General features: G+C 72.1%; 26 protein-coding genes and 2 pseudogenes. 19 read left to right on the top strand and 9 right to left on the bottom strand.

The window, feature by feature from the left end:
* The first annotated feature begins 1 nt into the window (after position 1).
* The 5 genes from kdpA to D1J60_RS30885 all read left to right on the top strand — a co-directional run bounded on the left by kdpA (position 2) and on the right by D1J60_RS30885 (position 7,858).
* Entirely contained in the window at positions 2–1,666 is a 1,665-nt protein-coding gene (gene kdpA, locus D1J60_RS30905; RefSeq protein ID WP_125823356.1) for a potassium-transporting ATPase subunit KdpA, read from the top strand.
* A complete protein-coding gene (gene kdpB / locus D1J60_RS30900) occupies positions 1,663–3,765 on the top strand; it encodes a potassium-transporting ATPase subunit KdpB (protein ID WP_125823355.1) in 2,103 nt (700 codons plus the stop codon). Before kdpA ends, kdpB begins: the two co-directional genes overlap by 4 nt.
* 6 nt (positions 3,766–3,771) lie before the next feature.
* Positions 3,772–4,488 carry a potassium-transporting ATPase subunit C gene (locus D1J60_RS30895; RefSeq protein ID WP_125823354.1) on the top strand — a complete coding sequence of 239 codons (717 nt, stop codon included), beginning with the start codon at positions 3,772–3,774 and terminating at the stop codon, positions 4,486–4,488.
* A gap of 97 nt (positions 4,489–4,585) precedes the next feature.
* Positions 4,586–5,275, top strand: coding sequence for a response regulator (locus D1J60_RS30890; RefSeq protein WP_125823353.1), 690 nt, complete (start codon positions 4,586–4,588; stop codon positions 5,273–5,275).
* Between the two features lie 39 nt (positions 5,276–5,314).
* Positions 5,315–7,858: a sensor histidine kinase KdpD gene (locus tag D1J60_RS30885; protein ID WP_125823352.1), complete on the top strand. Its 2,544-nt coding sequence runs from the start codon at positions 5,315–5,317 to the stop codon at positions 7,856–7,858.
* 88 nt (positions 7,859–7,946) lie between these two features.
* On the opposite strand, the gene D1J60_RS30880 is transcribed toward D1J60_RS30885, so the two are convergent.
* A complete protein-coding gene (locus D1J60_RS30880; protein ID WP_125823351.1) occupies positions 7,947–8,279 on the bottom strand; it encodes a transcriptional regulator in 333 nt (110 codons plus the stop codon).
* Entirely contained in the window at positions 8,276–8,692 is a 417-nt protein-coding gene (locus D1J60_RS30875; RefSeq protein WP_125823350.1) for a hypothetical protein, read from the bottom strand. Before D1J60_RS30875 ends, D1J60_RS30880 begins: the two co-directional genes overlap by 4 nt.
* A 271-nt stretch (positions 8,693–8,963) precedes the next feature.
* Between D1J60_RS30875 and D1J60_RS30870 the strand changes: the two genes are divergently transcribed.
* From D1J60_RS30870 to D1J60_RS30845, 7 genes and pseudogenes are all read left to right on the top strand, one after another.
* Positions 8,964–9,383 carry an SDR family NAD(P)-dependent oxidoreductase gene (locus D1J60_RS30870; RefSeq protein ID WP_241253454.1) on the top strand — a complete coding sequence of 140 codons (420 nt, stop codon included), beginning with the start codon at positions 8,964–8,966 and terminating at the stop codon, positions 9,381–9,383.
* Between the two features lie 14 nt (positions 9,384–9,397).
* A complete protein-coding gene (locus D1J60_RS37505) occupies positions 9,398–9,565 on the top strand; it encodes a hypothetical protein (RefSeq protein WP_164721006.1) in 168 nt (55 codons plus the stop codon).
* Positions 9,566–9,884: 319 nt separating this feature from the next.
* Positions 9,885–9,974 carry a K(+)-transporting ATPase subunit F gene (kdpF, locus tag D1J60_RS30860; protein ID WP_125594421.1) on the top strand — a complete coding sequence of 30 codons (90 nt, stop codon included), beginning with the start codon at positions 9,885–9,887 and terminating at the stop codon, positions 9,972–9,974.
* 2 nt (positions 9,975–9,976) lie between these two features.
* Positions 9,977–10,972 (top strand): annotated as a pseudogene (locus D1J60_RS30855) (histidine kinase); the annotation flags it as partial.
* A gap of 16 nt (positions 10,973–10,988) precedes the next feature.
* Positions 10,989–11,357, top strand: a complete 369-nt coding sequence (locus D1J60_RS38895) for an ATP-binding protein (protein ID WP_347147208.1) — start codon at positions 10,989–10,991, stop codon at positions 11,355–11,357.
* Positions 11,358–11,369: 12 nt separating this feature from the next.
* Entirely contained in the window at positions 11,370–11,615 is a 246-nt protein-coding gene (locus D1J60_RS30850) for a hypothetical protein (RefSeq protein WP_125823348.1), read from the top strand.
* A 114-nt stretch (positions 11,616–11,729) separates the two neighbouring features.
* Positions 11,730–12,290, top strand: coding sequence for a hypothetical protein (locus D1J60_RS30845; RefSeq protein ID WP_125823347.1), 561 nt, complete (start codon positions 11,730–11,732; stop codon positions 12,288–12,290).
* A 402-nt stretch (positions 12,291–12,692) separates the two neighbouring features.
* On the opposite strand, the gene D1J60_RS30840 is transcribed toward D1J60_RS30845, so the two are convergent.
* The gene (locus D1J60_RS30840) at positions 12,693–13,658 is read right to left on the bottom strand and encodes a pirin family protein (protein WP_125823346.1); all 966 of its coding nucleotides are present in this window, start codon (positions 13,656–13,658) and stop codon (positions 12,693–12,695) included.
* A gap of 124 nt (positions 13,659–13,782) precedes the next feature.
* Between D1J60_RS30840 and D1J60_RS30835 the strand changes: the two genes are divergently transcribed.
* From D1J60_RS30835 to D1J60_RS30810, 6 genes are all read left to right on the top strand, one after another.
* Positions 13,783–14,976 (top strand): methyltransferase, encoded by a 1,194-nt coding sequence (locus tag D1J60_RS30835; RefSeq protein WP_125824285.1) that lies wholly within the window; start codon positions 13,783–13,785, stop codon positions 14,974–14,976.
* 40 nt (positions 14,977–15,016) lie between these two features.
* Complete coding sequence (locus D1J60_RS30830) at positions 15,017–15,796, top strand: MerR family transcriptional regulator (protein ID WP_241253453.1); 780 nt, start codon at positions 15,017–15,019, stop codon at positions 15,794–15,796.
* Between the two features lie 217 nt (positions 15,797–16,013).
* A complete protein-coding gene (locus D1J60_RS30825; RefSeq protein WP_125603102.1) occupies positions 16,014–16,571 on the top strand; it encodes a DUF6230 family protein in 558 nt (185 codons plus the stop codon).
* Positions 16,562–16,999, top strand: a complete 438-nt coding sequence (locus tag D1J60_RS30820; RefSeq protein ID WP_125823345.1) for a DUF6114 domain-containing protein — start codon at positions 16,562–16,564, stop codon at positions 16,997–16,999. The genes D1J60_RS30825 and D1J60_RS30820 overlap by 10 nt, the downstream gene beginning before the upstream one ends.
* A complete protein-coding gene (locus tag D1J60_RS30815; protein WP_125823344.1) occupies positions 16,996–17,646 on the top strand; it encodes a hypothetical protein in 651 nt (216 codons plus the stop codon). The genes D1J60_RS30820 and D1J60_RS30815 overlap by 4 nt, the downstream gene beginning before the upstream one ends.
* Before the next feature lie 93 nt (positions 17,647–17,739).
* The gene (locus D1J60_RS30810; protein ID WP_125823343.1) at positions 17,740–18,057 is read left to right on the top strand and encodes a DUF2087 domain-containing protein; all 318 of its coding nucleotides are present in this window, start codon (positions 17,740–17,742) and stop codon (positions 18,055–18,057) included.
* Here D1J60_RS30810 and D1J60_RS30805 read toward each other — a convergent pair.
* Positions 18,030–18,794 (bottom strand): metallophosphoesterase, encoded by a 765-nt coding sequence (locus tag D1J60_RS30805; RefSeq protein ID WP_125823342.1) that lies wholly within the window; start codon positions 18,792–18,794, stop codon positions 18,030–18,032. The genes D1J60_RS30810 and D1J60_RS30805 overlap by 28 nt on opposite strands.
* A gap of 248 nt (positions 18,795–19,042) precedes the next feature.
* Between D1J60_RS30805 and D1J60_RS30800 the strand changes: the two are divergent.
* A pseudogene (locus D1J60_RS30800) lies at positions 19,043–19,675 on the top strand (phosphoribosyltransferase family protein); the annotation flags it as partial.
* A gap of 20 nt (positions 19,676–19,695) precedes the next feature.
* On the opposite strand, the gene D1J60_RS30795 reads toward D1J60_RS30800, so the two are convergent.
* The 5 genes from D1J60_RS30795 to D1J60_RS30775 all read right to left on the bottom strand — a co-directional run bounded on the left by D1J60_RS30795 (position 19,696) and on the right by D1J60_RS30775 (position 26,099).
* Positions 19,696–21,132 carry an NAD(P)/FAD-dependent oxidoreductase gene (locus tag D1J60_RS30795; RefSeq protein WP_125823340.1) on the bottom strand — a complete coding sequence of 479 codons (1,437 nt, stop codon included), beginning with the start codon at positions 21,130–21,132 and terminating at the stop codon, positions 19,696–19,698.
* Positions 21,133–21,238: 106 nt separating this feature from the next.
* The gene (locus D1J60_RS30790; RefSeq protein ID WP_125823339.1) at positions 21,239–21,631 is read right to left on the bottom strand and encodes a thioredoxin family protein; all 393 of its coding nucleotides are present in this window, start codon (positions 21,629–21,631) and stop codon (positions 21,239–21,241) included.
* Positions 21,632–21,712: 81 nt separating this feature from the next.
* Positions 21,713–23,152 (bottom strand): aldehyde dehydrogenase family protein, encoded by a 1,440-nt coding sequence (locus tag D1J60_RS30785; RefSeq protein WP_125823338.1) that lies wholly within the window; start codon positions 23,150–23,152, stop codon positions 21,713–21,715.
* Positions 23,153–23,314: 162 nt separating this feature from the next.
* Positions 23,315–24,514, bottom strand: a complete 1,200-nt coding sequence (locus D1J60_RS30780) for a thiolase family protein (protein ID WP_125823337.1) — start codon at positions 24,512–24,514, stop codon at positions 23,315–23,317.
* A 535-nt stretch (positions 24,515–25,049) separates the two neighbouring features.
* Positions 25,050–26,099 (bottom strand): LacI family DNA-binding transcriptional regulator, encoded by a 1,050-nt coding sequence (locus tag D1J60_RS30775; RefSeq protein ID WP_241253452.1) that lies wholly within the window; start codon positions 26,097–26,099, stop codon positions 25,050–25,052.
* Between the last annotated feature and the right edge of the window lie 144 nt (positions 26,100–26,243).

The raw sequence follows: 26,243 nt of genomic DNA, 5'->3' as shown, positions 1-26,243 counted from the left end.
GATGAGTCCCGTTCTCGCTGGTGTGCTCCAGCTCCTCGCACTGATCGCCGCGCTCGCACTGGCCTACCGCCCGCTGGGCGACTACATGGCCCGCGTCTACTCCTCCGAACGGCACTACCGCCCGGAGAAGTGGATCTACAAGGCGATCGGTGCCAACCCGTCCGCCGAAATGCGCTGGCCCGCCTACCTGCGCGGCGTCCTCGCCTTCTCCGCGGTCAGCGTCCTGTTCCTCTACGGCCTCCAGCGCGCCCAGGGCGTCCTGTCCGGCTCGCTCGGCTTCGCCTCCATCGACCCCGACCAGGCGTTCAACACGGCCGCCTCCTTCGTGGCCAACACCAACTGGCAGTCGTACGCGGGCGAGCAGGCCATGGGCCACGTCGTGCAGACCGGCGGCCTGGCGGTGCAGAACTTCGTCTCGGCCGCGGTCGGCATGGCCGTCGCGGTCGCGCTCGTACGGGGCTTCGCGCGCTCCCGTACCGGTGAGCTGGGCAACTTCTGGGCGGACCTGGTCCGCGGCACCGTCCGGATCCTCCTTCCGATCGCCGTGATCGGCGCGATCGTTCTGGTCGCCTGCGGCGCCATCCAGAACTTCACCGGCATCCACGAGGTCGGTCAGTTCATGGGCGGCTCGCAGCAGTGGAACGGGGGCGCCGTGGCCTCCCAGGAGGTCATCAAGGAGCTCGGCACGAACGGCGGTGGCTACTTCAACGCCAACTCCGCCCACCCCTTCGAGAACCCGACCCCCTTCTCCAACCTTTTCGAGGTCTTCCTGATCCTCGTCATCCCGTTCGCGCTGACCCGCACCTTCGGCCGCATGGTCGGAAGCCTGCGCCAGGGTTACGCGATCCTCGCGACGATGGCGACCATCTGGCTCGGGTTCACCGCCCTGATGATGTGGACCGAGTTCGCGCACCACGGCCCGGCCTTCGAGGTCGCGGGCGGGGCGTTGGAGGGCAAGGAGACCCGCTTCGGCATCGCCGGTTCGGCGATCTTCTCGGTCGCCACCACGCTGACCTCGACCGGTGCGGTCAACTCCTTCCACTCCTCCTACACCGGGCTGGGTGGCGGGATCCAGCTGCTGGGCATGCAGCTCGGCGAGATCGCGCCGGGCGGTGTCGGCTCCGGCCTCTACGGCATGCTTGTCATGGCGATCATCGCGGTGTTCATCGCCGGCCTGATGGTCGGCCGCACCCCCGAGTACCTGGGCAAGAAGATCGGCACCCGCGAGATCAAGCTCGCGGCCTGCTACATCCTGATCACCCCGGCGCTCGTGCTCTGCTTCACCGCCGCCGCCATGGCGCTGCCGACCCCGCCGCACTCGATGCTCAACTCCGGCGCCCACGGCTTCTCCGAGGTCCTGTACGCGTACACCTCGGGCGCCAACAACAACGGCTCGGCCTTCGGCGGCCTGAACGCCGACACCCAGTGGTACAACACCACGATCGGCCTGGCCATGCTCCTGGGCCGCTTCCTCCCCATGGTGTTCGTCCTCGCACTGGCCGGCTCGCTCGCAGAGCAGAAGCCCGTCCCCGAGACCGCGGGCACCCTTCGCACCGACAAGCCGCTCTACACGGGCCTGCTCGTCGGCACGATCCTCATCGTCACCGGACTGACCTACTTCCCCGCGCTCGCGCTGGGTCCGCTCGCCGAAGGGCTCGCATCATGAGCACCGCCACCCCGACCCGTGCCCCGCACGAGGACCTGCCCACGGGCCACAAGCCGCCGGCCGGCCGCGTCGGCGGCGGCCTCTTCGACCCCACGCAGCTGGTCAAGTCCTTCCCCGACGCGATCCGCAAGCTCGACCCACGCGTCATGATCAAGTCGCCGGTCATGTTCGTCGTCCTCATCGGCTCGGTCGTGACCACCGTGCTGGCCGTCAAGGACCCGACGGACTGGTTCGGCTGGGCCATCACGGCCTGGCTGTGGCTGACCACGATCTTCGCCAACCTCGCCGAAGCCGTCGCCGAGGGCCGTGGAAAGGCGCAGGCCGACACCCTGCGCAAGGCCAAGACGGACTCCGTCGCCCGCCGCCTGACCAAGGACGGGGGCGAGGAGTCCGTACCGGGGACCGAGCTGAAGATCGGTGACCTGGTGGTCTGCGAGGCCGGGGACGTCATCCCCGGTGACGGTGACGTCGTCGAGGGCGTCGCCTCGGTGGACGAGTCCGCGATCACGGGCGAGTCCGCCCCGGTCATCCGGGAGTCCGGTGGCGACCGCAGCGCGGTCACGGGCGGTACGAAGGTCCTGTCGGACCGCATCGTCGTCAAGATCACGACGAAGCCCGGTGAGACGTTCATCGACCGCATGATCGCTCTGGTCGAGGGCGCGGCCCGGCAGAAGACCCCGAACGAGATCGCGCTGAACATCCTTCTCGCGTCCCTCACGATCGTCTTCCTGCTCGCGGTCGTCACGCTCCAGCCCTTCGCGATCTACGCGGGCGCCGAGCAGTCGATGATCGTGCTGACGGCCCTGCTGGTCTGCCTGATCCCCACCACCATCGGCGCGCTCCTCTCCGCGATCGGCATCGCCGGCATGGACCGCCTGGTCCAGCGCAACGTCCTGGCCATGTCCGGCCGGGCCGTCGAGGCCGCGGGCGACGTGTCGACGCTGCTGCTCGACAAGACGGGCACCATCACCCTGGGCAACCGCCAGGCCTCCGAGTTCGTACCCGTCAAGGGCACCACCGAGGCCGAACTGGCCGACGCCGCCCAGCTGTCCTCGCTGGCCGACGAGACCCCCGAGGGCCGTTCCATCGTCGTCCTGGCGAAGGAGAAGTACGGGCTCCGCGAGCGTCACCAGGGCGAGTTGGCGCACGCCACCTGGATCGAGTTCACCGCCCAGACCCGTATGTCGGGTGTGGACGTCGACGGCAGGCAGACCCGCAAGGGCGCGGCCGGTTCGGTCATCACCTGGGTCGAGGAGCAGGGCGGCCAGGTCGGCGACGACGCCGACCTCCTCGCGAACCGCATCTCGGAAGCGGGCGGTACACCACTACTCGTCGCCGTCAAGGACGACAAGGGCGCCCGCGTCCTCGGTGTGATCCACCTCAAGGACGTGGTCAAGGAGGGCATGCGCGAGCGGTTCGACGAGCTGCGCCGCATGGGCATCAAGACCGTCATGATCACCGGCGACAACCCGCTCACCGCGAAGGCCATCGCCGAAGAGGCCGGCGTCGACGACTTCCTCGCCGAGGCCACCCCCGAGGACAAGATGGCCCTCATCAAGCGGGAGCAGGCCGGCGGCAAGCTCGTCGCGATGACCGGTGACGGCACGAACGACGCCCCGGCGCTCGCGCAGGCGGACGTGGGCGTGGCCATGAACACCGGCACCTCCGCCGCCAAGGAGGCCGGGAACATGGTGGACCTGGACTCCAACCCCACCAAGCTCATCGAGATCGTCGAGATCGGCAAACAGCTCCTCATCACCCGGGGCGCCCTGACCACCTTCTCGATCGCCAACGACGTCGCGAAGTACTTCGCGATCATCCCGGCCATGTTCGCCGTGGTCTACCCGGGCCTGGACAAGCTCAACATCATGGGCCTGCACTCGCCCGAATCGGCGATCCTCTCGGCCGTCATCTTCAACGCGCTGATCATCATCGCGCTCGTCCCGCTCGCCCTCAAGGGCGTGCAGTACAAGCCCACCAGCGCCGACAAGATGCTCCGCCGCAATCTGGGGCTGTACGGCGTGGGCGGTCTGATCGCCCCGTTCATCGGCATCAAGATCATCGACCTCCTCATCACCCTCATCCCCGGAATCGGCTGAGACGACATGAACAACTCTGTAGGCAACACCGCACGGTTGATCGGCGCAGGCCTGCGCGCCCTGCTCGTCCTGACCGTGATCTGCGGGGTCATCTACCCGCTCGCCGTCACCGGCATCGCCCAGGCCCTCTTCAACGACAAGGCCAACGGCTCCGAGATCAAGGACAAGAGCGGCAACGTCGTCGGCTCCTCCCTCATCGGGCAGACCTACAACCTCCCGAAGCAGAACCCCGACGACCCGGAAGAGGCCGCGAAGCCGGACCTGAAGTGGTTCCAGCCGCGCCCCTCCAACGGCCTCGGCGCCAACAGCGTCAACACCCAGTACTCGCTGATCCTGTCGGGCGCCACCAACCGCTCCGCCGACAACGGGGCCGTGGACGGCAAGTGCACCAAGGACGCCGAGGAAGGCACCCTCTGCGCGCAGGTCGTCGCTGCCAAGGAAGGCGTCATCGCCGACAACTCCACGGCCGGCTACAAGGTCAAGCCCGAGGACGTCCCGGCCGACGCCGTCACCTCCTCCGGCTCCGGCCTGGACCCGAACATCTCCCCCGCGTACGCCAAGCTCCAGGTCCACCGGGTCGCCGAGCAGAACAAGCTCGACGTCAAGCAGGTCGAGAAGCTCGTCGCGGACCACACCACCGGCCGGACCCTCGGCTTCATGGGCGAACCCCGCGTCAACGTCCTCGAACTCAACACCGCCCTCAAGGCACTGACCAAGAGCTGATGTGCCACATCGCACGGACCGGGAGCCGGCGGGGCGCGGATGCTCGCGTCTCGCCGGCTCCCGACCGTGCCCGCATCGAAGGAAAGGCTGCACACCCATGACCCGGGTGCTGGTGGTGGAGGACGATCCCCAGCTCGTCCGCGCCCTGAAGATCAATCTCCAGGCGCGCAAATTCGAGGTCGAAGAGGCTCCGGACGGCGGCTCGGCCCTGCGCCTGGCGGCCGCGCGCAAGCCGGACGTCATCGTGCTCGACCTCGGGCTGCCCGACATGGACGGCGTCGACGTGATCAAGGGTGTTCGCGGCTGGAGCCGCGTGCCCATCCTGGTGCTGTCCGCCCGCCACACCTCGGAAGACAAGATCCGGGCCCTGGACGCGGGCGCCGATGACTACGTGACGAAACCGTTCAGCATGGACGAGCTCCTGGCCCGCCTGCGGGCGGCCGCCCGCAGACAGGAGCCGGCAGGCGCCTCGCGGGCCGACGAGGTCTCCAGCGTCACGACCGAAGAGTTCACCGTCGACCTGGTCGCGAAGAAGGTGTACCGCGGCGATCGCACGGTACGCCTGACCCCGACCGAGTGGCACCTGCTGGAAATCCTCATCACCCACCCGGGCCGACTGATCACCCAGGCCCGACTGCTGCTGGAGGTCTGGGGCCCGACCTACGGCGAGAACACCAACTACCTGCGCGTCTACATGGCCCAGCTCCGGCGCAAACTGGAAGCGGACCCCTCGCACCCCCGGTACCTGATCACCGAACCGGGCATGGGATACCGCTTCGAACCCTGATCATCCGCCCGACCGCCAACAGAGAAGAAGAGTCTGAACATGGGACGCGGCAAGCTCCGCATCTACCTCGGTGCGGCACCCGGCGTCGGCAAGACGTACGCGATGCTCTCCGAGGCGCATCGCCGGGTCGAGCGGGGCACCGACTGCGTCGTCGGATTCGTCGAGCACCACAGCCGGCCGCGGACCGAGGTAATGCTGCACGGGCTCGAGCTCATCGAGCGGCGTGAGCTGGAGTACCGCGGTTCCACGTTCACCGAGATGGACGTCGACGCGATCCTCGCCCGGCGCCCCGCCGTCGCGCTGGTGGACGAGCTCGCCCACACCAACGTGCCCGGCTCGCGCAACGCCAAGCGCTGGCAGGACGTGGAGGAACTGCTCCAGGCGGGCATCGACGTAGTCTCGACCGTGAACATCCAGCACCTGGAATCGCTGGGCGACGTGGTGGAGACGATCACCGGTGTCCGCCAGCGCGAGACCGTCCCCGACGAGGTGGCCCGGCGGGCGGACCAGATCGAGCTGGTCGACATGTCCCCGCAAGCGCTGCGGCGCCGTATGGCCCACGGCAACGTCTACAAGCCCGACAAGGTCGACGCGGCCCTCTCCAACTACTTCCGTCCCGGCAATCTGACCGCTCTGCGTGAGCTGGCGCTGCTGTGGGTGGCCGACCGGGTCGACGAGTACCTCCAGGAGTACCGGGGCGAGCACAACATCCGCTCCACCTGGCAGGCGCGCGAACGCATCGTCGTCGGCCTCACCGGCGGCCCCGAGGGCCGTACGCTCATCCGGCGCGCCGCCCGTCTCGCGGAGAAGGGCGCGGGCGGCGAGGTACTCGCCGTCTACATCGCCGCGAGCGACGGCCTCACCGCCGCCTCACCCAAGGAGCTGGCCGTCCAGAGAACCCTGGTCGAGGACCTGGGCGGCACCTTCCACCACGTCATAGGCGACGACGTCTCGGACGCGCTCCTGGAGTTCGCCCGCGGCTGCAACGCCACCCAGATCGTCCTCGGGGTCAGTCGCCGCAAGTCCTGGCAGTCCGTTTTCAGCCCCGGCGTCAGCGCCACCGTCGCCCGCGAATCGGGCCCGGACCTCGACGTCCACATCGTCACCCACGACGAGGCCGCCAAGGGCCGCGGCCTGCCCGTCGCGCGCGGCGCACGCCTTGGACGGTCCCGCCGCATCTGGGGCTGGCTGGCCGGTATCGGCGGCCCCGTCCTGCTCACCGTTCTGCTGAACCAGCTCGTCCCCGACCTCGGCCTCGCCAACGACATGCTGCTCTTCCTCACGTGCACGGTGGCGGCGGCACTCCTCGGCGGGCTGCTCCCCGCACTCGCCTCGGCGGCGTTCGGGTCCCTGCTCCTGAACTACTACTTCACGCCGCCGCTGCACCAGTTCACGATCTCCGACCCGAAGAACATCGTCGCCATCGCGATCTTCGTCGGTGTGGCGGTGTCGGTGGCCTCCGTGGTCGACCTCGCCGCCCGGCGCACCCACCAGGCGGCCCGGCTGCGCGCCGAGTCCGAGATCCTCTCCTTCCTCGCCGGCAGTGTCCTGCGGGGCGAGGACTCCCTCGACGCCCTCCTCGAACGGCTCCGTGAGACCTTCGCCATGCAGTCGGTCGTCCTGCTGGAACGCACCAGTGAAGTCGACCCCTGGACGACGGCGGCATCCGTCGGCACCGGTCCCGTCAGCCGTCCCGAGGAGGCGGACGTCGACCTGCCCATCGGCGACAACCTGGCGCTCGCCCTGACCGGCCGGGTCCTGCCCGCCGAGGACCGCCGCGTCCTCGGCGCCTTCGGCGCGCAGGCGGCCGTGGTACTCGACCGCCAGCGCCTCGTCGACGAGGCGGAGAAGTCGCGCTCACTCGCCGAGGCCAACCGCATCCGCACCGCACTGCTCGCCGCCGTCAGCCACGACCTGCGCACCCCGCTGGCCGGCATCAAGGCTTCCGTCAGCTCCCTGCGCTCCGACGACGTCGAATGGTCCGATGACGACAAGGCCGAACTCCTCGAAGGGATCGAAGACGGCGCCGACCGCCTAGCGGCCCTGATCGGGAACCTCCTCGACATGTCCCGCCTCAACACCGGCACCGTCGTACCGCTCATCCGCGAGACCGACCTCGACGAGGTCGTCCCCATGGCCCTGGGCGGCGTACCGGAGGACCGTGTCGAACTCGACATCCCCGAGACCCTTCCGATGGTCGCCGTCGACCGCGGTCTGCTGGAGCGGGCCGTCGCCAACATCGTCGAGAACGCGGTCAAGTACAGCCCTGCCGGCCAGCCCGTCAACGTCTCCGCCAGCGCTCTGGGGAGCCGCGTCGAACTACGGGTCGTCGACCGGGGCCCCGGCGTCCCGGACGAGGCCAAGGACCGCATCTTCGAACCCTTCCAACGCCACGGCGACGCCCCGCGAGGCGCCGGCGTCGGCCTCGGACTCGCCGTCGCCCGCGGCTTCACGGAGGCCATCGGCGGCACCCTCACCGCTGAGGACACCCCCGGCGGCGGCCTCACCATGGTCCTCACACTTCCCATGGCAGGCGGCACCCCGCCGGTCACCGCGGACCTGCCGACCTCTGCGGTCACCTGACAACGCGACAACCGGCCGATCCGTCGGGGCCCGCGGACCGGGTCCCGACGAGGCTGGTCACAGGCTGTGGCAGCCATCGCCCCGCGTATCAGTACAGCGGACCCGCGATTGCCGTGAGCGCGGCGACGTGGCGCCGGTAGGCGGCCAGTCCCTCCTCGGTCAGACACAGCCAGGTCCGTGGCCGGCGTCCGACCTGCCCCTTCTCGACCGTCACCCAACCCGCTTCCTCCAGGCGCGAGACCTGTTTCGACAAGGCGGAGTCGGTGATCTCGACGAGATCCCGTACGTAGGCGAACTCGGCCTTCTCCACGGCAGCGAGGGCCGCGACGATCGACAGACGCACGGCCGACGCCAGAAGGGGCGCGAGTCCGTGGCGCGGATGAGGGCCCTGCCCGGCACCCGCCGAGGCCACCGGCGTCATACGGCGCGCACCTCCCGCCAGGCTGCCGCAGCAGCCGGAAGCGCGCACGCGAGGGCGGCCACGGCCGCGAACGCGACGCTGTCCAGGAAGACGGTGAAGCCGAACACGAGGGTCAGGACGTAGGCAACCGCCCAACCTCCGATCACCCTGAGGTGCCTGCCGCCGTAGCCGCGCGGGACTACGGGCTGCCGCGTGGCGAACAGGGACAGCCCCATGACCACGAGAGCGTTCGAGAGCGTGCTGACGAGGGTCCCCGTTCGCCCGTGCCACAGCAGCACCGCGGGAACGAGGGCCAGCTGCCACACGGCGAACAGCCAGAGGTAGCCGACGTACCAGCCGCCTCGCCCCCGCACGGTCCCCTCGATCCGCGCAATGCCCTTCAACGATGCCGCTGCATCGGCCTGTTCATGCATGGCAAACCCCTCCCGCCGTCGCCGAGCAACCTTGTACCTGCCAGCCCGGCATCTACTTGCCACATTAGCAACTACTTGCCAGCCGGGAGGACTCGGCTTCGCTTACGCGGGAAAACACGCGAGCCGTCCGGCCCCGGTATCCCCTCACCGGAGAGCCGGACGGCTCATGTGTTGCGCGACGGGTGACCGGCACGCGCTCGCTCAGGTCCGTACCCCCACGGTGGGACCCTGCGCCGCTTCGGACGATGTTCGGGTCACCGCCACCAGCCGCGTGCCGCCGGACCGTCTTCCGGCTCCGCCGCCACACCAGTCTGCGTCCAGCCAGCGGCCAGTCGTCACCGGAGCCACCTCCGGCATCGGCTACGAGACCACCCGCCAGCTCGCCGAGCGCGGCGCCACCGTCCTCCTCCACGGCCGCACCCCCGAGGAGTCCCAGGCGGCCACCGACCGGCTGATCGCCACCGCCGGCGTGTGCGAGAACGGCCTCCTTCCGCTGTACGGACACGAGGGCGCGCCGGCCGCGGAAGGCGCCCGTCACGTCGCACGGCTCTGCGACGCGGCCACGGAGATCGTCAACGGCGCGTACTACGACCGCTCCGAGCGTGTCGCCCCGGCCCCCGCCGCCACCGAGGACCGCACCGTCAAGCGCCTCAACAAGCTCGCCGACCTCCTCGTCGGCCACACCGCCTGAAGGGGTACACCGGCATGTCCAAGCGCGCACGCAGGAAGAGGGCCCGCCGCAAGAAGGGATCCAACCACGGCAGCAACCCCTCCTGCGGCCGCCGAGGCCAGGACCAGGCCGACGGCGAGCACGCTGACCGGCTCCCTCACGAGGCGCAGTTCGCGCCGGGACAGTCCTCCGCACTGGCGTAGAGCAGGGGCGAGCAGTGAGTGCGCGGGGATTCGCCATCGGCGGGCGCCCGTGGGTACGACCGTGGCCAGCACCACGAGGAACAAGACCGTACCGACGCCGCGCATTCCGCCCCCACCCGAGTCGACGCGGACCATGCGGTCACACGACGCCGACCAGGCTTCCCGGCACACCAACCTTCACCCTCTCGATGGAGCGGCCGTCAATACACCGTCAAAGTCCCGGCCGACCCGCGTCAGGAAGCCGTATGGGCCGTTTCGTTCAGTGTTCTGTTGATGTTCGCTGGTGAGGTCGAGGACGCACGGAGGAGTCGGTGTACGGGTGAGCACGGAGACTGTCGTAGGCATCGTCGTCGCGGTCAGCCTTGTCGGGTATCTGGTCCTGGCGTTGTTCTTCCCCGAGAAGTTCTGAGCGTGACGACCATCCACGAGGCCGCCCCGGCGGCCGGTGCGCGGCCGGACCTCTGGCTCGGAAGGCTCAAGGTCTTTCTGGGCGCGGCTCCCGGTGTCGGCAAGACGTACCGGATGCTCGACGAGGCGCACCGCCGGGTGGCCCGCGGCGCGGACGTCGTGGGCGGTTTCGTGGAGTGCCACCGGCGCCGGCACACCGAGGCGAAGCTCGACGGTCTGGAGATGCTCCCCCTGGCCTGCCACGACTACCGTGGGGGCCGGTACACGGAGCTGGACCGCGAGGCGCTGCTGGCCAGGAAGCCGCAGGTGGTGCTGATCGACGAACTCGCCCACAGCAACGTCCCGGGCGGAGACCGGCACCCGAAGCGCTGGCAGGACGTCGAGGACATGCTCGCCGCCGGGATCGACGTCGTCACCACCCTCAACATCCAGCACCTGGAGTCGCTGAGCGACGTCGTCGAGAAGATCACCGGGGTGCCGCAGCGCGAAACGGTCCCCGATGAGTTCGTACGCCGTGCCGACGAGATCGAGCTGGTCGACATACCCCCTGAGGGACTCCGACGCCGGATGGCCCACGGCAATATCTGTCCCCCGGAACGGATCGACGCCTCCCTCGCGAACTACTTCCGCCCCGGCAACCTCATCGCGCTGCGCGAACTGGCGCTCTTGTGTCTGGCCGGGCGGGTGGACGAAGCCCTGCACAAGTACCGGGTCGAGCACGGAATCGGGGACGTCTGGGAGACCCGGGAGCGGGTGGTGGTGGCGCTCACGGGCGGTCCCGAGGGCGAGACCCTGATCCGCCGCGCCGCCCGCATCGCCGGCAGGTCCGCCGGCGGCGAGCTGCTCGCCGTGCACATCACGCGCAGCGACGGTCTCGCCGCCGGGGTCTCGCACGCGGCACTCACCGCGCAGCGGGCCCTCGTCGAGGACCTGGGCGGCAGCTACCACTCCGTCGTCGGCGACGAAGTCCCCACGGCCCTGGTGGACTTCGCGATGGCGGCTCGATCTCAGCCGCCTGCAAGCCGGCGCCCTCACCCTCGAACTGCGGGGCGCCACCCTCGAGGAAGTCCTGCCGGCCGCACTGGACTCCCTGGAACCGCTGTCCGCGGACGGGCCCGGCATCGACGTACAGAACCTGGAGACGGTCCCGGCGCTCCAAGCCGACCCGCCTCTCCTTGAACGGGTCCTGGCGAACCTGGTCGGCAACGCGGTCCGCCACGCCCCCGGGGACCTTCCCGTGCTGGTGACGGCGAGCGCCCTGGCCGGCCGGGTCGAGATCAGGATCGCCGACCGGGGTCCCGGGATCCACGCCGACGACCGTGAGCGTGCCTTCGAACCGTTCCACGGCCCTGACCGGACTATCCTCCTCCCCCCTGTGACTTGAAGGAGACTGCCTGTGCGGTACGACGACGAACCGGTCTTCAGACGGAGCAAGTGGGGTACGAACCGCTACTCCTACAACCCCCACAACTCCGTCGGGCGCGCCCTCATCATCATCACTCTGCTCTTCACCGGGACGATGCTGATCCTCATGGCGAACCGGGCAGGACCCTTCAAGCCCTCGCCCACCCCCGCACCATGGAGCCCGCCGCCGTACGACGACTCCCGGCCGTCGCCGTCACTCACCCCACCGGGCCCTTGAGGCCGACGGGCTTCCGCTCGGAAGAGGGGAGTCTCATCAAGATGGCGTAGCCATCACATCAGCGGTGCGTCAGAGTCCGGCTCCAGAGCCTCTACCAGCCCTAACGTCGCTCTCATGGAACGACGTCGCACCCCTGCCCCGACCGGCGCACACGCCGCCGCGGCGGCACGTCCCGGCCCCCTCGCGCACGACGTCAACTGGGCTGGTGAGCTGCGCTCTGCGATCGGCGTCGCGTTCCTCCTCTTCGCCGCTCTGCTCGTCGTGGACGCCGGTTTCGGAACCCTCGATCCGACGCGTGGCGCCCTGTGGACCGGCCTCGCCGGCCTGCTCTTCGTGATCTTGCATCCGTCTCGGGTCTCCGTACGTACTGGCCTGCTGAGCTCCCGCGGACTGCTCACGACGGACACGGTCCGCACCGACTGCCTCGTCTCGGTCCGCTGGTCTGACGGGGTGGCCCAGCGGATGGTCCTTCGCGACACGGACGGAAACCGGGTGGAGATCGACCCGACCGTCCTGGTCCGCAATCCGGCGATGTGGCACCTCCTCGATACGGACGCACGCGCATCGATCCGGCAGGGCACCCTGCTCTCCGGCGTGACCGCCCTGCAACAGCTTGCGCAGCGCATCGACCGCGAGACGGCCCGAACGGTCTTCAGGGTCTCCGGCCTGGAGTGACCCCCTACGCCCGCCTCCAGTTGAAGGCCAACGACGGGCCACTACGACTTGGCACACCCGCATTTGGACTCGGCCGCCTTGACGAACGCGGTGAACAAATCCCGTGGGGCAAGTGCGCCGGCTCCGAGGGATTCGGTGTAGCGGAAGCCGGTTTCCATGGCGAAGTACGTGGGCTTTCCGGAGCAGTCGTCGACGGTGTGGGTGGCGTCGAACCCCTGCGCCGCGAGCGCGGGCGGGGCGCAGCCGGCTCGGCCGCTGATGCGGTTCGCGGTGCCGGTCAGGAGCCTCGACCGCTGGCTCCGACGGCTGTCGCACCACCGCTGGCCGACTCTTCTGCAGAACGTGAAGCGGAGGGCCGGGTGCGAACACTGCACCCGGCCCGGGTCCGCATGAAATAGCAGGTCAACGCACCCTTCCCCGCGCTTTCAGGTGGGTTGGAGGCAGTTCCGGGGCGGGAATCGGAGGGCCGTCGTAGCCCTTTACCTCGCCGAATCGGGACCCGTTCATCCAGTCTTCGCGGGCCTGGGCGATCTCCTCGTGGGAGCGGCCGATCCAGTTCCAGAACATCACGATCTCCTCCTCGAACGGCTCGCCCCCCAGCAGCATCAGGCCCGCGTCCGAGGCCGCGCGCAGGGGGAGTTCGGTGCGGCCGCAGCCCAGGTAGAGCATCGAGCCGGGGAGGACCGGGACGTCGTCCACGTGGGCCTCGCCCGACATGGAGAGGACCGCGTACTCGAAGTCCGGGTTCAGGGGGAGGCGGGTCTCGGTGCCGGCGGCCAGGGCGAGGTCCGCGCCGACGATGGGGGTGTACGCGGTGCCCGGGGAGGTCGCCGTGTCCAGGGTGCCCAGGATCACCGTCGCGTCCAGGCCGGGGGCCGTGACCCGGGGGAGGTCGGCGTGGTGCTGGAAGTGCGGGGCGACGTCGCGGTGGGCGTCGGGGAGGGCCACCCACAGCTGGGCGCCGTGCAGGAGGCGGGCGTGCGGGCGGGGGCTCTCCTCGGAGTGGCTGATGCCCCGGCCGGAGGTCATCAGGCCCAGCTCGCGCGGGCGGATCGTGGCGAGGCTGCCCGTGCTGTCGCGGTGCAGCACCTCGCCGTCGTGCAGCCAGCTCACGGTCTGCAGCCCGGCGTGGGGGTGCGGCGGGACCTGCATGCCGGGTTCGTCCGCGATGTCGTCCGGGCCGTAGTGGTCGACGAAGCACCAGGCGCCCACCATGCGGCGGCCCAGGTTCGGCAGGAGTCGGCGGACCTCGGTGGATTCCCCCAGCTTGACCGTGCGCGGGCTGAGGAGCTCGCGCACCGGCTCGGCCACGACGAAGCCGCGGCCGCCGCAGGCGGAGAGAGCGGGCTGGCGATCGAGATTGCTCATGCCCACAACTTAGTGGCGCGGCGGCGGGCCGGCACCGCTCCTTGGCGTGGAATGTCAGGGCGCGGGTGCGGCCGGGCACGCGTCCGGGGCCGCCTCGGCTAGCCTGGGTGCCAATATGAACCGCCTGACCACGCCTTTCGGCTCCTACGAACTCACCCGCTTCCCCACCGACCCCCGCGACCGGCTCCGCGCCTGGGACGCCGCCGACGAGTACCTGCTGCGCCACCTCGACGCCGGTACCGGCGAGCGCGGCCCGGTGGACCTGGCCGGCGCCGGGCAGATCACGGTCGTCGGCGACCGCTGGGGGGCGCTGACCACGGCCCTGGCCGCGTACCGCCCCGCCCAGATCACCGACTCCTCGCTGGCCCGCGCCGCGACCGAGGCGAACCTGGACCGGGCCGGCATCGGCACCTCCAAGTCCACGGTGACCCTGCTGACCACGCGGGACGCGCCGCCCGCGCGGATCGACGTACTCCTCGTCCGGGTGCCCAAGAGCCTGGCGCTGCTGGAGGACCAGCTGCACCGGCTGGCCCCGCACCTGCACGCGGGCACGGTCGTCGTGGGCACCGGCATGGTCAAGGAGATCCACACCTCCACGCTGAACCTCTTCGAGAAGATCCTCGGGCCGACGCGCACCTCGCTCGCCGAGAAGAAGGCCCGGCTGATCTTCTGCACCCCCGACCCGGCGCTGCTCGCCGCCGCCGGACCCTCGCCGTGGCCGGTGACGTACACGGTCGACGAGGACGGCGGCTCGGGGGCCGGGCTGGCGACGGTCAACCACGCCGGGATCTTCTGCGCGGACCGTCTGGACGTCGGCACCCGCTTCTTCCTCCAGAGCATCCCGACCAACACCGACGGCGCCCGGGTCGTGGACCTGGGCTGCGGCAACGGCGTCGTCGGCACGGCCGTGCAGGTGGCCGACCCGGACGCCGAGGTGGTCTTCACCGACGAGTCGTACCAGGCCGTCGCATCGGCCCGGGCCACGTACGAGGCCAACGTCCGCCCCGGCCGGCGGACGGCGGAGTTCCTCGTCGGCGACGGGGTGGCCATGCTGGCGCCCTCCTCCGTGGACCTGATCCTCAACAACCCGCCGTTCCACTCCCACCAGGCGACGACCGACGCGACGGCGCTGCGCATGTTCGCGCAGTCCCGCAAGGCGCTGCGCACGGGCGGGGAGCTGTGGGTGGTCGCCAACCGGCACATGGGCTACCACACGCACCTCCAGCGCCTGTTCGGGAACTGCGAAGTCGCCGCGAGCGAGCCGAAGTTCGTGGTGCTGCGGGCGGTCAAGCGCGAGTCGCGGCCCCGCCCCATGTGACCTGCCGGTACACCCGCCGGTAGGTCCTACACTCGGCCGCGTGAGCACCGAGGCGCAGACGGACGGTACGCAGGACGCGGCGCAGGCCGCCGGCGGGGACCGGCGCTACCGCCGGGAGGACGTGGCCCGCGCGGCGGGGGTCAAGGTGCGCAACCTGCGCTACTACCAGGAGCGCGGGCTGCTGCCCCCGCCGCGCCGCGAGGGCCGGATCGCCTGGTACTCCGACGACCACCTGACCCGGCTGCGGCTGATCAGCGACCTGCTGGGGCGCGGGTACACGGTCAACGGCATCGGCGAGCTGCTGGCCGCCTGGGAGCACGGCGGCGGACTGTCCGAACTGCTGGGCCTGGAGCGGGAGTTGACCCGGGACTGGGTGCAGGAGGAGCCGGTGACGATGACCCGGGCCGAGCTGCGCGAGCTGTTCGGCCCGGGGGCGACGGCCGAGCACACCCGGCGGGCGGCCGAGCTGGGCTACGTACGCCTGGACGGGGAGCGGGTCACGTATGCGAGCCGGCGGCTGCTGGAGGCGACGGTGGCGCTGGTGCGGCAGGGGGTGCCGCTCGGGGAGATCCTGGACGCGGGGGACTTCGTACAGGTCCAGGCGGCCGCGCTGGCGGACCGCTTCGTGGCGCTGTTCCGGCGGCACGTGATCGGCATGGAGGGGCTGGGGCGACTTTCGGCCAGTCAGCTGGATCATGTCCGGGAGGCGGTGGCGGCGCTGCGGCCGGTGGCCGGCGAGGTGGTGGCCACGGAGTTCGCCCGGGCGATGGGCCGCCGGGTGGAGGCGGAGGTCGCCGAACTGCTGCGTACGGAGCAGTAGGAGTCGGCTCAAAGGGTGCACTCGCACAACCTTGCCAACCACCATTGGCACTCTTACATTCAACTCGTCGGTAACAAAGGTGCACAGCCGAGATAGGGACCATCTCATGGCAAATTCACCGAACTTATCCGAATCCGGGCCCGGATCCGGTGCCGAGCCGCCCGGCGAGGAGCTCGTCAGAGACGGCGGGCGGGTCCGCTGGCGCAGGTTCGTCCTGCTGACCGCCCCCGCCGTCGCGGTCACCGCCGGTCTCGGCATCGCCCTCGCCCAGGGTGCGCTCGCCGCCTCCTTCGCGGTGTCGGGCCAGCAGTTCAAGGTGTCGGCGAAGAGCCTGGAGGGCGAGGGCTTCGCCCAGTACGGCAGCGTCGACGTCAACGCCCGTCAGGAGCTGATCCCGGTGGCGGTCACCGCCATCAAGGAGGCCAAACTGCACGAGCTGTGCCAGTCGGTGGTCACCAGCCTCCCCGTCATCGGGGACATCTCGCTCAACCTGACGGCCGGCAAGAAGGCCCCCGTCGAGGCCTCCAACCTGTTCGTGGACGCCACCCAGCTCGCCGGCGACGCCGAGTTCACGAACATCGAGATCGGGCGCGACGCCTCCACCCTCGACAAGGGTCCGGCGGAGGCCCAGGGCATGCAGGACCTGTTCGCCCAGCAGGCGGACAAGGTCAGCATCAGCAGTCTCCAGCAGACGGCGTGGGCGACCAACGCCGGCACCTTCAAGCTCTCCGGGCTGAGCATGGACATCAGCAAGGGCAAGAAGGAATGCTTCTGAGCCGCTGGCGGCGGTGGCGGCGCGGCAGGCCCTTCTGGGGCGGGCTCTTCGCCGTCCTGGCCGGCGCGTGGATCAGCGTGCTGCCGCTGGCCCCGCTGAAGATCATGCTCCAGCAGGGGGTGGCGGGCATCCCGTCCGTCCTGATGGGCACCGTCATGATCGTCCTCGGTCTCACCGGCTGGTTCTCCCCCGCACAGCGCACCCTCGCCGGGATCCTCACCACGCTCGTCGCCACCGCCGCGCTGGTCATGTCGAACCTCGGCGGGTTCCTGATCGGCACCCTGCTCGGCATCCTCGGCGGCGGGCTGATGTTCGCCTGGCAGCCGTACGCCGCCCCACGCGCCGGGGGCTCCGCCGCCCCCGCCCGGCCCTCCCCCGCCGGGAACTCCCCCACTCCGCACCCCGATCCCCAAGGAGCACAGCCATGAGCCGTACGCGCACCGCGTTCGCCCTCGGCCTGGCCGCCGCGGCCGCACTGACGGCGGCCTCCGCCACCGCCACCGCCGCGCCGTTACCGGCGGCCGGGTCGACCACCGTCACCCCGGCCGGGCACGCCTTCAAGGCCACCCTCAGCGGGAAGGCCACCCTCAAGGCCGGTTCGGTCACGGTGACCTGCTCGGTCTCCGTCTCCACCGGCTCGGTGCCGGCCGCCCCCGGCAACCAGAACCCGGCGGGCCCGGTCTCCTCGCCCATCTCCCCGCCGACCTACAGCTCCTGTACGACCAGCATGCCGGGCGTGAGCGCGACGGTGACCACCAGCGGGTCCTGGGCGGTGTCGATGCAGAACGGCTCCCCGATCACGGCGACCATGACGGTGCCGTCCGGCGGGCTCGTGGTGCAGACCTCGGGCCTGGCCTCCTGCACCGTCACCGCCGCGCCCGGCGGGGCCGCCAGCGCCCCGGGCAGCTGGACGAACGGCGCCCCGTCGAGCCTGACCTTCACCAACGCGACCGTCCCCGTGACCGTCTCCGGCGGCTTCGGCTGCCCGACGAGCGCGACCACGTCGACCTTCAACGCCGTCTACAAGGTCACCGACACCACCGACCCGTCCCAGCAGATCGCCGTCACCCTCTGACGGCTCCCGCTGCGCGTCCCCCGCTCCCGGGCCGGCCCGGGGGCGGGGGAAAACGCGTTGCACGGCCCGATGGGCCCGGGCGAAGCTCTGGGCATGTCACAGACCACTGATCAACACGGCGCCGAGCAGCGCGACACCGGCCGGCGGGAGCCCCGCGGGGTCGCCGACCTCTTCTCCGGCGGACGCCTCCTCGCCATCCCGCGCAAGGCCGCCCGCCGCGAACAGCTGCTGGAGCACCTGAGCGAGACCCTCTTCGCCGCGGACCGTGAGTACTCGGAGCCCGAGGTGAACGACGCGCTGCGGACCGTGCACGAGGACTGCTCCGCCCTGCGCCGCTACCTGATCACCTCGGGCCGGCTCACCCGGACCCGCGACGGCAGCAGCTACCGCCGGGCGACGACCACCCGGTAATGCGTCGTCAGCCGCCCGTCCCCACCCAGCACGTGGAAGGCGACGGCCGGCGGCTCGTCCAGGTGCACGTGGTGACCGGGGTCCCTCTGCTCCTCCCACGGGAGCCGCAGGGTGGACACCACCCCGGGCGCCACCAGCAGCGGGCGGCCCGCGAAGGTGGTCGCCGCCGCCGTGTGGGCGTGCCCGCACAGGAAGGCGCGCAGGTGGGGGTGGCGCAGGGCCAGCGCCTCCAGGCGTTCCTCGCCGAACTGCCTGATGTCGTCCACGTACGGGGTGTGCAGTGCGACCGGCGGGTGGTGGAAGGCGACCAGGACGGGCACCTCCGGCGGCGTGGCGGTCAGGACGCCGTCGAGCCACTCCAGGGTGGAGTCCTCCAGGTACCCGTGGTGCTCCCCCGGGACCGAGGAGTCGCACACCGCCAGCACGAAGCCCTCGCCCCGCAGCACCTGGTCGACCGGGGCGGCGGAGGGCTCCTCCTCCCCCCGCAGGCCCCGGCGGAAGGCGAGGCGCTCGTCGTGGTTGCCGGGGCAGATCACCAGCGGGTGCCGCGAGGTCAGCAGCTTCCGGGCCTCCTCGTACTCGTCCGGGGTCCCGTTGTCGGTGATGTCCCCGCTGATCAGGACCGCGGCGAGGTCGTACGGGAGGCCGTCCAGGTAGTCCAGCACGGCGCGGGTGCGCTCGGCGGCCCGGGGCCCGCCGTCGAGGTGGACGTCACTGAGGTGGGCTATCACGATCACGGGCGGTGGCTCCTTCGTCGCCGGTCCGGGCCCCGGGGCGTGAGGTGACGATCGGTCACCGTGCCGTCGGGTGGGCTTCGTTCAACCTATCCGACGTGATCAGCGGCGGTTCCGGCGCCCGCACGCCGCTTCGGCCACCCGCCGCCCCCCCCCCCCCCCCCCCCCCCCCCCCCCCGGCCGGCTCCGGTTGCGGACGACCCGGGGATGGGGTTCGTTCGAGGGGGACGCCCGGAACGGGGTGAGCGGCTGTGATCTTCACCGACCGTGCGGACGCGGGACGGCGTCTCGCGGACGCGCTGGGCCGGCTGCGGGGCGAGGACCCCGTCGTCCTGGGGCTGCCGCGCGGCGGCGTTCCCGTGGCCTTCGAGGTGGCGCGGGCGCTGGGCGCCGACCTCGACGTGATCGTCGTCCGCAAGCTCGGCGTGCCGCACCACCGCGAGCTGGCCTTCGGCGCCATCGGCGAAGGCGGGGTCCGGGTCCTCAACGAGGACGTCGTCCGCCGCAGCCGCGCCCCGGAGCGGGAACTGGCCGAGGTCGAGCGCGGCGAGGAGGCCGAGCTGGAGCGGCGGGCTCACCGGTTCCGCGAGGGCCGGGCGCGCGTGCCGCTCGACGGCCGGACCGTGGTCCTGGTCGACGACGGGATCGCCACGGGCGCCACGGCCGCGGCCGCCTGCGAGATCGCGCGCGCCGCGGGCGCGGCGCGGGTCGTGCTGGCCGTTCCGGTCGCGCCGCCGGAGGCGGTTCTCCGGCTGCGGGGGGCGGCGGACGAGGTGGTGTGCCTGTCGTCGCCGCCCGCGTTCCGCGCGGTCGGCGAGTGGTACCGGGACTTCTCCCAGACCCCCGACGAGGAGGTCGTGGCCCTGCTCGCCGAGGCGGCGGCCGGGCGCGGGGACGGCGGGGGTCAGCCCCGGTAGGCCTCCAGGAGCCGCAGCCAGAGCTCGCTGATGGTGGGGAAGGCGGGGACCGCGTGCCACAGCCGGTCGATCGGCACCTCCCCCGCCACGGCCACGGTCGCCGCGTGGAGCAGCTCGGCGGCGCCCGGGCCGACGAAGGTGGCGCCCAGCAGCACCTGCCGGTCGAGGTCCACGACCATGCGGGCCCGGCCCCGGTAGCCGTCGGCGTACAGGCCCGCGCCGGACACCTTGCCGAGGTCGACGTCGACGGCGCGGACCCGGTGGCCCGCCCGTTCCGCCTCGGCGAGGGTGGGGCCGACCGCCGCCGCCTCCGGCTCGGTGAAGACGGCCTGCGGGAGGGCCTCCGTGTCGGCGGTCGCCGCGTGCGCGCCCCAGCGGCCCGTGTCCGGGGCCGGGGCACCCGGCCCGGCGGCCCGGGCGACGATGGCGGCGCCCGCGATGCGGGCCTGGTACTTGCCCTGGTGGGTGAGGAGCGCCCGGTGGTTGACGTCCCCGACGGCGTAGAGCCAGTCGTGGCCGGGGACGCGGCAGCTCTCGTCGACCCCGATCCAGTCCCCGGGCGTCAGCCCCACCGTGTCCAGCCCGATGTCCTGCGTACGGGGCGCGCGGCCGGTCGCCATCAGCAGCTCGTCGCCCTCCAGCAGCTCGCCGCCCTCCAGGACCACCGTGACCGGTCCCGCCGGGCCGTCGCGTACGACCGCCTCCACCGCCACCCCGGTACGGACCACCGCGCCGGCCCCGGTCAGCGCTTCGGCGACCAGCTCCCCGGCGAAGGGCTCCATCCGGGGCAGCAGCCCGGAACCCCGTACGAGCACGGTGACCTGCGAGCCGAGGGCCTGCCAGGCGGTGGCCATCTCCGCGGCCACCACCGAACCGCCGACGATCAGCAGCCGCCCGGGCACCTCCCGGGCGGAGGTGGCCTCGCGGCTGGTCCACGCCCCGGCGCCGGCCAGGCCCGGCAGGTCCGGGAGCACGGCCCGGCTGCCGGTGGCGACGACGACGGCGTGCCGGGCCGAGAGCACGTGGTGCACGCCCTCGGGGCTGGTCACGGCCACCTTGCGGATGCCGTAGAGGCGGCCGTGGCCCCGGTAGAGGTGGGCTCCGATGGAGTCGAGCCAGTCGACCTGGCCGTCGTCCTTCCAGTGGCCCGTCCAGTAGTCGCGGTGCGCGAAGACGGCCTCGGCGTCGAGCGGACCGCGGACGGCGTCCGCGAGCCCCGGCACGCGGCGGGCGTCCGCGCGGGCGAGGGCCGGGCGCAGCAGGGCCTTGCTGGGGATACAGGCCCAGTACGAGCACTCCCCGCCGACGAGCTCGCTCTCCACCAGGGCGGTGCTCAGGCCTGCGGCGCGGGTCCGGTCGACGATGTTCTCGCCGGCCGGCCCCCCGCCGAGGACCACGACGTCGTACTCCACGGCTTCGGTCATGCGGTCCAGTGTCCCCTCAACGGCCGGGCCGCGTCCGGCAAGCCGGGCCGTGTCCTGGTGATCAGGCCGAATCGGCCCGCGGCGCCCGGTGCGGTGGCACCACCCTTCAGGCCTCGGGCGTGCCGGGGGCGTCCTGCTCCGACTGGGAGGCGGCGATCTTCGCCCGGATCTCGTCCATGTCGAGGGCGCGGGCCTGCCCGATCAGGTCCGTGAGGGCGGCTTCCGGCAGCGCTCCGGGCTGCGCGAAGATGGCGACCTGGTCACGGACGATCATCAGCGTGGGGATCGAGGTGATCTGGAAGGCCGCGGCCAGCTCCTGCTGGGCCTCGGTGTCCACCTTGGCGAAGACCAGGTCCGGGTTGGCCTCCGCGGCCTTCTCGTAGACCGGCGCGAACTGGAGGCAGGGGCGGCACCAGCCGGCCCAGAAGTCGATCAGCACGAACGGGTTCTCGCTGACCGTCTCGTCGAAGTTCTCCTTGGTGAGCTCGACAGTAGCCACGGTTTCCAGACCTCCTGAATTGCGGGTGTCCTGAAGGAACGACCGGCCGCCCCGCCGCATTCCGCGACCGGGCGGGAACCACTAGAACGGGTGGCCGGGCGCGGTGGTGCGGGCCGTGGTCCAGCGCAGTTCGGTGAAGGCGTCGAGGTTGGCGTCCCCGCCGAACCGGGCACCCGTGCCGGAGGCACCGACGCCGCCGAAGGGGGCCACCGCCTCGTCGTTCACCGTCTGGTCGTTGACGTGCGCGATTCCGGTCGGGATGCGGCCCGCCAGCTCCAGGCCGCGCCCCGCGTCGGCGGTGACGATGCCGAGGGAGAGCCCGTACGGGCCCGCCGAGGCCAGCTCCACCGCCTCGTCCTCGGTCGCGAAGGAGCGTACGGGCGCCACCGGGCCGAACACCTCCTCGGCGTAGGCGGGGGTGTCGTCGGCCACGCCCGCGAGCACCGTCGGCCGGTAGAAGAGCCCCTGGTGGGTGCCGCCCGCGACCAGCTTGGCGCCCTGCTCGACGCTGGCCCCGACCAGGCCGTGGACCCGCTCCAGCTGCGTCCGGTCGAGCAGCGGGCCCAGGTGGACGCGCTCGCGGAAGGGGTCGCCGACGGCGAGGGCCTCGGCGCGGGCGGCGAGCCGCTCCACGTACTCGTCGTAGAGCGAGGTGTGCACGAGGTGGCGCCCGGCGGTCATGCAGATCTGGCCCTGGTGGAAGAAGGAGCCCCAGGAGGCCTGCGCGACGGCCGCCTCGACGTCGGCGTCGGCGAGTACGACGAGGGCCGAGTTGCCGCCCAACTCCAGGTGCGCCCGCTTGAGGTGACGGCCCGCCAGCTCGCCGACGGCACGGCCGGCCGCGGTGGACCCGGTGAACGAGACCACGCGCACCAGCGGGTCCTTGACCACCGCGGCGCCCGTGTCGGCCCCGCCAGGCAGTACGTGCAGCAGCCCGGCCGGCAGTCCCGCCGCCGCGAACACGGCGGCCAGGGACAGCCCGCCGCTGACGGCGGTCCTGCGGTCCGGCTTGAGCAGGACGGCGTTGCCGAGCGCGAGGGCGGGGGCGACCGAGCGGATGGAGAGGATCAGCGGGGCGTTGAACGGCGCCACCACCCCGACCACGCCGGCCGGGACCCGGCGGGTGAAGGAGAGCCGGGGCGCCTCGCTCTGCAGCACCTGCCCGGCCGGGCGGGAGGCGAGCGCCGCCGCCTCGTAGCACTCCTGGGCGGCGACGTGCAGTTCGAAGTCGGCCTTGCCGGGTATGGAGCCCGACTCGCGGACCAGCCACTCGCGCAGCTCGTCCGCGTGGGCCGCGAACAGGTCCCCGGCGCGCCGCAGTACGGCCGCCCGTTCCAGGTGGGTCGCGCCCGCCCAGTCGCGCTGCGCGGCCCGGGCCCGTACGGCCGCCTCGGCGACGTCCGCGGGGGCGGCGAGACTGACGGTGGCGAGGGTACGGCCGGTGGCGGGTTCGACGACCGGTGCGGTACCGCCGGTGAGTGTGGGTCCGTCCTGCCAGAGGGTCGGTTCGAGCAGCGGCATGGCGCGGGGCCTCCGGGTGGGGGTGGGCGGGGCGGGGGGCGGCAGCAGGCGCCATCGTGCCAGACCGGGGGCTTCATCTCTGTTGGTTTATAGGGCAGTTGGCAGGACCCCGTGACCGGAAACGATCGACGGGGTCCTGTGGGGTGGTGGTGTGTGGTGCCGTTACCGCTCCAGGACCAGGGCGATGCCCTGGCCGACGCCGATGCACAGCGCCGCCATGCCGGTGCCGGAGCCGGCCGCCGCCAGCTGGTGCGCCACCGAGCCGGCCAGCCGGGCACCGGAGGCGCCGAGCGGGTGGCCGATGGCGATGGCGCCGCCGCGCGGGTTCACGACCGCCGGGTCCAGCTCCGGCCAGGCCGCCAGGCAGCCCAGCGCCTGCGCGGCGAAGGCCTCGTTCAGTTCGAAGGCCGTCAGACCGGAGAGGGAACGGCCCGCCTTGCCGAGGGCACGCTCGACGGCGTCGACCGGGCCGAGGCCGAACAGCTGCGGCTCGATCCCGGTGACGGCGCAGGCGCTGATCCGGGCGAGCGGCTCCCGGCCCGTCGCGGCCAGCCCCTCCTCGTCGGTGAGCAGCAGCGCGGCGGCGCCGTCGTTGAGGGGGGAGGCGTTGGCGGCCGTGACGGTGCCCGAACCGTCCGTCCGGAACGCCGGCTTGAGGCGGGCCAGCGCCTCGGGGGTGGAGCCCTCGCGGATGCACTCGTCGCGCGGGAGGTCCACGCCGGGGTACGGCACGACCTCGCCGTCGTACAGGCCGTCCGCCCAGGCGGCCGCGGCCTTGCGGTGGCTCTCCAGGGCGAAGGCGTCCTGCGCCTCGCGGGAGATGCCGTGCTTGTCGGCGACGAGCTCGGCGCCCTCACCGAGGGAGACCGTCCACTCGGCGGGCATCAGGGGGTTGGTCATGCGCCAGCCGAGGGTGGTGGACCACATCTGCTGGTGCCCGGCGGGGAAGGCGCGCTCGGGCTTCTGCACCACCCAGGGGGCGCGGGACATCGACTCGACGCCGCCGGCGATGGCGACCGAGGCGTCGCCGAGGGCGATCGCGCGGGCCGCCTGGATCACGGCCTCCAGGCCGGAACCGCAGAGCCGGTTGACGGTCACGCCGGGAACGGTCACCGGCAGCCCGGCGAGCAGCACGGCCATCCGTGCCACGTCGCGGTTGTCCTCGCCGGCGCCGTTGGCGTCGCCGAAGACGACGTCGTCGATGCGGGCGGGGTCGAGGTCGGGCGTACGGTCCACGAGCGCGCGCACGACGTGCGCGGCGAGGTCGTCGGGGCGGGCCCCGGCGAGGGCTCCGCCGAACTTGCCGATCGGGGTGCGGACGGCGTCGACGACGTAGACGTCGCGGACGGTGCGGGTGCTCATGGCGGCTCTCCTGGGCGGCTCCGTACGGTCGGCGGCGGCCCGGGTGCCGGCGTCGACACCGGGACCCACCCCCGGTCACGCCCGGTGGGGCGCGCCCGCAGTCTCCGCCGAGGCGTCGGGGCGTGTCAACGGTAGCCCTTGCCCTGGCCGGGCGGGGTGCGGGCGGCCCTCGCTGGCCGTGCGGTGCGGCCGGACCCTTGCCCAGGCCGCTGGGGGTCCGGGGGCGGAGCCCCGGGAGGGGGTCCGGGGGCGGAGCCCCTGGGAAGGGGTCCGGGGGCGGAGCCCCTGGGAAGGGGTCCGGGGGCGGAGCCCCTGGGAAGGGGTCCGGGGGCGGAGCCCCTGGGAAGGGGTCCGGGGGCGGAGCCCCTGGGAAGGGGTCCGGGCGCAGCCCGGGGAACGGTGGAAGGGTGGGTAGGGGACCCCGCCCGCGCAGCGGCCCGGCACCCGCGGACGGCCGGCGGCTACGCGAACCGGCCCCGCCCAGCGGCCCGCTGGCAGCCCGACGGCCCGACGGCCACACGCACGGGGCGGGGCCTCACACGGACGTGGAATCGCGGGGCACCGCCACCGCCGCCATCAGATCGTGCCGCTCCGTGATCTCCGAAGGATCCCGCACCGCCGCGTCCACCAGCCCCGCCAGCCGCTCCCCCGTCGGCAGCTCGATCCGCACCGTGCTCAGCCTCGGCCGCAGCAGCCGCCCGATGAGCAGGTCGTCCGCGCCGATCACCGCCGCGTCCCCGGGGATCCGCACGCCGGCGTCCTGTAGCGCCCGCATCAGCAGCATCGCGTACTCGTCGTTGTACGCGAACACCCCGTCCAGCCCCAGCTCCCCCCACCGCGCGGCCAGTGCCGCCGCCGACTCCTCCGTGTAGGCCATCGGCAGTGCCCGTACGACGTCCGCGCCCGCGACCGATTCGGCGCCCGCCAGTCGGGGTGCGGAGAACAGTTCCAGGCCGTCCTCGCGCGGCACGATCACCCCGATCCGGCGGCGGCCGCGTTCCACCAGGTGCGCGGCGGCGCGGGCGCCCACCTCCGCCTGGTCCATCACGAGGGCGTGCGCGCCCGGGACCGTGTCGGGGCCCATCGTGATGACCGCGCGCGCCCCGGCCCGTTTGAGGGTGGCGACGTTCTGCGGGGACAGGACGGTCTCCCCGAGGGAGATCACCGCCACGGGCCGCAGTTCGGCCCAGGCGCGGGCGGCCTCGTCGCCGCTGAGGCCGAGGCTGCCGTACTGGACCACGGTGTAGTCCCGGCGGCGCAGGGCCCATTGGAGTTCGTTGAGGAAGTTGCTGTAGAGCGGCCCGACCGGCACGTGCGCGGTGGGCAGCAGCACGATGCGGGTGTGCCCGGCGCGCAGGCTGCGGGCGGCGGCGTGCGGTACGTAGCCCAGTTCCTCGGCGGCCTCGCGGACCCGCCGCCGCGTCGGCTCGCTGATGCGTACGGCTTCCGCGTTGTTCAGGACGTACGAGACGGTCGCGCGCGAGACGCCCGCGAGGCGGGCGACGTCGGCGCTGGTCGGCACGGGTGCCGCCGCGGGCGGTGCGGGCGGGGTGCGCCGGCCCGGCGGGTTCGGTGAGTCAGACATGGCCCGGGCATCTTTCCAGACCGATCGCGTACGGGGGCTGGCGGTTGGCCGGAAACGGGTGCTAGACAGTGCTTACACGTTTCAGTGACACGTGTAACCCCCTCTTCGCCGGCCCCCTCCCAGACGTGCCGCCGCCCCCTCGCA

This window comes from Streptomyces sp. W1SF4, assembly GCF_003950035.1.
Lineage (GTDB): Bacteria > Actinomycetota > Actinomycetes > Streptomycetales > Streptomycetaceae > Streptomyces > Streptomyces racemochromogenes.
The sequence above is the reverse complement of the archived record's forward strand: the minus strand, read 5'-3'. Positions and strand labels throughout refer to the sequence as shown.